Consider the following 4,552-nt stretch of genomic DNA (forward strand, 5'->3'; position numbering starts at 1 on the left):
GGGCCCGCCCGGGGGGGGGGCCCCCCCCCCGGGCGCCGCCCCCGCCCCCGGGGGGCCCGCGCCCCCCCGGGGGGGGGCCCCCCGGGGCCGGGTGGGGTCCGGGTCAGTGCTTCCCGGCGTCCTTGACCTTCTCCACGGCCTGCTTCAGGTCGCTCTTGGCCTGCTCGCCCCGGCCCTTCGCCTCGATGGTGCGGTCACCGGTCGCCTTGCCGGCGGCCTCCTTGATCTTGCCCTCGACCTTCTCACCGGCGTTGCGCAGCTTGTCGTCGGCACCCATCGTGTCGCTCACTCCCTCTCGTGGAGTCCGGCTCTCTCGTGGACTCGGGCGTCGCTCGCCCCGACCGGCGTCTGCCCGGTTCGCCCGGTTCCACACCCGGTGGTGCCGGGTTCGTCGCGGAACCCGGTGCCGAAGGGTCCGTCGCGGGCCCGGTGGTGCCGGATTTGTCGCGGGCGGGAGTGTCGCAATGCCCGGCAGGTGTGACCGGGCCGGAGCCGGGCAGGCGCGAACCAGGCCCGAGGCGCAGGTGAGAAGGGTGCCCGCCGCCCCCCGGGCGTCGGTTCGGCCGGTTCCCGACGACCGGTCGTCGACCGGCGCCCGCGCGCTCGCCCGTGCCACGCGCCATGATGTGCGGGACGGCCCGCCGCCGTCCGGACCCGACCGGGAGCCAGCCATGCGGAGGCCAGCCGAGCAGCCCACCCGAGGGGCGGGGGAGCGGGTCCGGCACGCCGCCCCCGGCCCCGGCCGGGTGGAGGGCGCCGGCCGCACGACGGCCGACGGCACCGGGCGGATCGCCGCCGGGCCGCCCGCCCCGGGCTTCCACGCCTCCCCGGGCCTTCGCGACTCCCCGGGCTTCCGCGCCTCCCCGGGGAGGCCGGGATGAACCGCTCACCGAGTGGCCCCCTTCCCGACCGGTCCGGCGTTCCGGTACCCCCCGGCCGGGGGCCCGCACCCGAGTACTCCGAGCGCCTCCTGCTCGACGGCGGCGAGGGCGCGGTGCGGCGCTGCCGCGAGTTCAGCCGCCGGATCCTGGAGGAGTGGCACTGGCTGCCCGCCGACGACGAGGAGCAGCGCGCGGCGACCGAGGACGTCCTGCTGATGGTCTCGGAACTCGTCACCAACGCCTGTCTGCACGCCCCGGGCGGCCCCCGGGAGCTGCGGCTGAGCTGGAACGGCGAGCGGCTGCGGGTCGAGGTCGTGGACGCCAGCCCGGTGCCGCCGCGGGTCCGGCCGGCCATCGTCCCGGGGCGGCCCGGGGGGCACGGTCTGCGCATCGTGGGCCGGCTCGCGAGGGCCTGGGGTTCGCTGCCCGCGGGCCGCGGGAAGCTGGTCTGGCTCGAAGTGCCGTCCCCGCTCGGCCAGCGCGTCCGCGGCGGCTGACCCGGACGGGGACGGCTGTGTGGTGGCAGCGCCGCGTGCTCCGGGCCTGGACCCGCCGGTAGGCGATCACGCGGCAGGCGGGTGCCGGGACCGCCGCGTCAATGCGTCCCGGAGGTTCCAGCCGGGACCTGGTGCGGACACCGACCGGTGCTCAGGCCTGCGGCGGGGGAGGTGGGTTGTCGAGGAGGAGGTCGTGGCCGACGTCGGTGAGGGCGTGGCGGACCTGCTTGCCCTCGCGCTGGGTGGCGATCAGGCCGGCCGCACGCAGGGCGGTGGCATGGGCGGAGGCGGAGGGCGGGGTGACGCCGAGCCGCTGGGCGAGCTCGGTGGTGGAGCAGGCGCTGCCGGCGATGGCGCGCAGGACGCGGGCCCGGGCGGGGCCGAGCACGGCGGCGAGGCCGTCGGCGGCCGGGGTCCGGGCCGCGGGCTCGGCGGCCGGGGCGGCGATCGGGTGCAGCAGCAGGCTCTGGCGGTCCGGCTCGGCCAGCAGGCTGATGCTCCGCTGGACGAAGTAGTTGGGCCGCAGTTCCAGGCCCCGGCCGCCGAGTTCGAAGGAACCCTCCAGCTCGCCGAGGGTGCACTCCAGCACCCCTTCGTCCCGCCAGACGGCCTTCGGGTGGAGCGTGCCGAGCATTTCGCCGATCCCGGAGCGGGCGGCGGTGCGGGCCCGGACGGCGATGTCGGCTTCCAGGGCGCGGCGGATGTCGGGCCAGTCCGGGGCGAGGCAGGCCTGGAACAGCGCCCAGGCGCCGTCGCTGACCTCGCGCAGGCCCCGGCTGCCGTCGTCGCGCAACCGGGCCAGGGCGGCCGGGAGTCCCAGGCGGTTGCCGAAGATCGCGACACCCTCCTCCACGGTCTGCTGCGGGACGGAGAGGAGCGCGTCGAGCTCGTCGGTCAGCTGGCGGCGGACGGCGTCGAGGTCCGCCACCATGAAGTCGGGGATGCCGATCGGGCTCGCGTTGACCACTTCGAGGAAGCGCACGGCCCGGTGGGGCACGTGGCGGCGGGCGTCCCGCCACCAGCGTTCGCTGCGCGACCCGTTGCCCTGGTGAACGCCCAACCGGGCCGAACCGGCCAGCAGATGGTCGAGCGGGGATATGACGAACCGGGTCCTCGCGAGGTCCGCGACCCCGAACCTCAGTGCGATCACGAACCTTCCTCCGGCTCCCCGCAGCCATCCTGACCTGCCGCGTTGTCGACTATTAGGCTCAGAGGCTAATGCATGGCCGTCCGGCCGTCCCCATTGGCATGCTCTCTCTCGTCGGCGCGACTGAGGCCCGCTCCGGCCCCCACCACGAGGGGAGTGGGGGCCGGAGCACGATCCTCGACCGGGCGTTCGCCGAACCGAGCGCCCGGTGTCGCCCGGCGGAGCGGCCACGACGGCCAAGACGGCCGCGACGGCCGCGATCTGACGACCCGCCCGGGCGCAGAGGGCGTTCGCGAAGTCCCGCCGGGTCCGCGAGCTCGCAACGGCCCCTAGGTGCTCTTCGCCGCGCCGACGGTGCTGAGCGGCGCGGCCAGCGACTCCAGGCTGCGCCGTTCGGCCCGGACCCCGATCGCGGCCTCGACCAGCCCGGCGGCGGTCATCAGGGCGGCGCCGATGCAGAACGCGAGGGTCGTGTCGGACACCTTGCCGCTGCTCACCAGCCCGTTGAACAGCAGCGGCCCGCTGATGCCGCCCACCGCCGTGCCGACGGCGTAGAAGAAGGCGATGCACATCGCCCGGGTCTCCAGCGGGAAGATCTCGCTGACGGTCAGGTAGGCCGAACTCGCCCCGGCGGAGGCCAGGAAGAGCACCGCCGTCCAGCAGGCCGTCATGCTGACCGCGGACAGCGAGCCCTGTTGGAAGAGGGCGGCGGTGCCGAACAGCAGCAGGCCGGAGCCGATGTAGGTGCCGGCGATCATCGGTTTGCGGCCGACCGAGTCGAAGAAGTGGCCGAGCAGCAGCGGGCCGAGGAAGTTGCCGACCGCGATCACCGCGAAGTAGTAGCCGGTGTCGCCCTCCGGCACCTCGAAGTACTTGGTGAGGATGACCGCGTAGCCGAACGTCACCGAGTTGTAGAGGAACGCCTGGCCGATGAAGAGCGCGAGGCCCAGCACCGTGCGGCGCGGGTAACTGCCCACCACCGTACGGGCGATCGTGATGAAGCCGAGCGGCCCGCGCTCGCGGATGCGGATCGGGTCCCCCTCGACCGGCGGCAGGGCGCGGCCGGTCTCCTCCTCCACGATCCGTTCGGCCTCGGCCACCACCTCCTCCGCCTCCGCGGCGCGCCCGTGGGTGAACAGCCAGCGCGGGCTCTCCGGGACGTGCCGGCGCACCAGCAGGATCACCAGGCCCAGCACCACGCCGATGGCGAAGGCGAGCCGCCACCCGACGTCGGTGGCGAACAGCGCGGTGTTCAACAGCGCGATCGAGGCGAAGGCGCCGAGCGCCGCGCCGATCCAGAAGCTGCCGTTGATGATCAGGTCGATCCGGCCGCGCACCCGGGCCGGGATCAGCTCGTCGATCGCGGAGTTGATCGCCGCGTACTCGCCGCCGATGCCGAAGCCGGTGAAGAAGCGGCAGAGGAAGAAGAACCAGGCGCTCCAGGAGAACGCCGTGACGGCGGTGGCCACCAGGTAGACGGCCAGGGTGAGCATGAAGAGCTTCTTGCGCCCCAGCCGGTCCGTCAGCCAGCCGAAGAACAGGGCGCCGCTGCACGCACCCGCCACGTACATGGCGGCCGCGACGGTGGTCACCTGGGTCGTCGAGATGCTGATGCCGCTGCCCTGCTCGGCGAGCCGGGCCGCCATGTTGCCGACGATCGTGACCTCCAGACCGTCGAGGATCCAGACGGTCCCCAGGCCGATCACGATCCGCCAGTGCCAGCGGGACCACGGCAGCCGGTCGAGTCTGGCCGGCACGTCCGTCTCGATGACCTCGCCACCGGGCGAGTCCCCGGTCTGCGGTGGCTGTTGCGTCCTCTTCGCGGACGCTTTCACCGAGTCGGCCATGACACTCTCCTCCTACGCCGGAACGGGACGCCCCCGCGTCTGCCCGGCTCTCCGGCGATCACACGGGCCGACCCGCGTCCGCCGGGACCCGGCCGCACCCCTGGGCCCCGACACGCCGTTGGCGGCCCCGGCGAGGGGCCGCCAACCGGGGGGGGTGGACGGGGGGGGGGCGGGCCCGGG

5 protein-coding genes are annotated in these 4,552 nt (G+C 74.7%); 2 read left to right on the top strand and 3 right to left on the bottom strand.

Annotated elements, in window-relative coordinates:
• Nucleotides 1-103: 103 nt before the first annotated feature.
• Nucleotides 104-277: a CsbD family protein gene (locus tag ACFWA9_RS38290; protein WP_352295434.1), complete on the bottom strand. Its 174-nt coding sequence runs from the start codon at nt 275-277 to the stop codon at nt 104-106.
• A 394-nt stretch (nt 278-671) separates the two neighbouring features.
• Here ACFWA9_RS38290 and ACFWA9_RS38295 point away from each other — a divergent pair, with 394 nt between their 5' ends.
• Together ACFWA9_RS38295 and ACFWA9_RS38300 are read left to right on the top strand one after the other, a co-directional pair.
• Entirely contained in the window at nt 672-881 is a 210-nt protein-coding gene (locus ACFWA9_RS38295; protein WP_380394040.1) for a hypothetical protein, read from the top strand.
• Nucleotides 878-1,378: an ATP-binding protein gene (locus ACFWA9_RS38300; protein ID WP_380394042.1), complete on the top strand. Its 501-nt coding sequence runs from the start codon at nt 878-880 to the stop codon at nt 1,376-1,378. The genes ACFWA9_RS38295 and ACFWA9_RS38300 overlap by 4 nt, the downstream gene beginning before the upstream one ends.
• Nucleotides 1,379-1,529: 151 nt before the next feature.
• Here ACFWA9_RS38300 and ACFWA9_RS38305 read toward each other — a convergent pair whose 3' ends face one another.
• Both ACFWA9_RS38305 and ACFWA9_RS38310 read right to left on the bottom strand, forming a co-directional pair.
• Entirely contained in the window at nt 1,530-2,528 is a 999-nt protein-coding gene (locus ACFWA9_RS38305) for a winged helix-turn-helix domain-containing protein (protein WP_352295440.1), read from the bottom strand.
• A gap of 326 nt (nt 2,529-2,854) precedes the next feature.
• Nucleotides 2,855-4,372, bottom strand: a complete 1,518-nt coding sequence (locus ACFWA9_RS38310; protein ID WP_380394044.1) for an MFS transporter — start codon at nt 4,370-4,372, stop codon at nt 2,855-2,857.
• Nucleotides 4,373-4,552 lie beyond the last annotated feature (180 nt).

This window comes from Kitasatospora sp. NPDC059973, assembly GCF_042737525.1.
Classification (GTDB): Bacteria; Actinomycetota; Actinomycetes; order Streptomycetales; family Streptomycetaceae; genus Kitasatospora.